The sequence below is a fragment of the Sandaracinobacter sp. genome, from assembly GCF_041909755.1.
GTDB lineage: Bacteria > Pseudomonadota > Alphaproteobacteria > Sphingomonadales > Sphingomonadaceae > Sandaracinobacteroides.
Genome location: NZ_JAYRCW010000149.1, coordinates 1716 through 3334, shown reverse-complemented (window position 1 = coordinate 3334; position 1619 = coordinate 1716). Strand labels below are relative to the sequence as shown.

At 64.3% G+C, this 1619-nt stretch carries 1 protein-coding gene; it reads left to right on the top strand.

What is annotated here, in order from left to right; translation table 11 throughout:
- Nucleotides 1-1340 (top strand): electron transfer flavoprotein-ubiquinone oxidoreductase (locus ACE3O8_RS13215; RefSeq protein ID WP_374390476.1); only part of this gene is annotated, 1340 nt, incomplete at its 5' end.
- Nucleotides 1341-1619 lie beyond the last annotated feature (279 nt).

Here is a 1619-nt window from a genome sequence, read left to right as displayed (position 1 = left end):
CCAGCTTCATGAACAACAAGGGCACCTATACGGGAAGTCTCGGCAATCTGTGCCGCTGGCTGGCGGGGCAGGCCGAGGCGCTGGGGGTGGAAATCTTCCCCGGCTTCGCGGGTGCGGAAGTGCTGTTCAACGACGACGGGTCGGTGAAGGGTGTCGCCACCGGTGACATGGGCGTGGAGCGCGACGGCAGCCACGGCCCCAATTACCAGCCGGGGCTGGAACTGCACGCCAAATACACCTTCTTTGCCGAAGGGGTGCGCGGGCATCTTTCGAAGCAGCTGATCAAGCGCTTCGACCTGGCGAAGGACAGTCAGCCGCAGGTCTATGGCATCGGCATCAAGGAGCTGTGGGACATCGATCCCGAAAAGCATGTGCCGGGCCGGGTGATCCACACCCAGGGCTGGCCGCTTTCGGACGCCTGGGGCGGCGGTTTCCTCTATCATCAGGCCAACAACCAGGTGGCGCTGGGCTTCGTGGTGGCGTTGTCCTATCGCAATCCTCATCTTTCCCCCTTCGACGAAATGCAGCGCTGGAAGACCCATCCGGCGATCAAGGCGATCCTGGAAGGCGGCCGCCGGGTTTCCTATGGCGCCCGCGCCATCAACGAGGGCGGCTGGCAGGCGGTGCCGAAGCTGACGATGCCGGGCGCTGCGCTGATCGGCTGTTCGGCCGGCTTCGTGAACGTGCCCCGGATCAAGGGCAGCCACACGGCGATGAAGACGGGGATGATGGCCGCTGAAGCCGCCGTCGACGCCATCGCCAGCCAGCGGCAGGGAGACGAACTGACGGCCTATTCCACGGCCTATGAGGCGAGCTGGGTGTATGACGAACTGCGCATGGTGCGGAACACCGAGCCGCTCGTCAGCAAGTTCGGCGGCACGGTGGGAACCGCGCTGGCCGGGGTGACGATGTGGGCGGAATTCCTTGGCGTCCGCATGCCCTTCACCATGGGTCATTCGCCCGACAACACCAAGATCTGGCGCAAGGAGGCCTGCTGGCCGATCGATTATCCCAAGCCCGACGGGAAAATCAGCTTCGACAAGCTTTCCAGCGTGTTCCTTTCGAACACCAATCACGAGGAGAACCAGCCGGTTCACCTGCGGCTGACGGACCCGACTGTGCCGATCCGCATCAACCTGCCGCTGTATGACGAGCCGGCGCAGCGCTATTGCCCGGCAGGTGTCTATGAAGTGGTGGGCAAGGACACGGGCGAACCCCGGTTCCAGATCAACGCGCAGAATTGCGTGCACTGCAAGACGTGCGACATCAAGGATCCGACACAGAACATCACCTGGGTGACGCCGGAGGGCGGCGGAGGCCCGAACTATCCGAACATGTGAGTGAAGGCGGCTGCGATTATGGCGAACCCATAACGCGCAGACTCGCCGAAATGTCGGTCGGCTGAGTCGGCGATCTCCCTCGCCGGCCAGTCCGACGGCGCGGGCTGCGTCGCCGCTGCCCCCATTCAGACCGGCCTCCCTCCGCTCAGGCCGAGCCTGTCGAAGGCCCGGACGTGAGAGATCAAAGGCCGAGCCGGGGAGCATGCTCCATGGGCTTCGACAGGCTCAGCCTGAGCGGGATATCTGCCTGAGCGGGGCAGAGGACAGGCAAGCGATGCC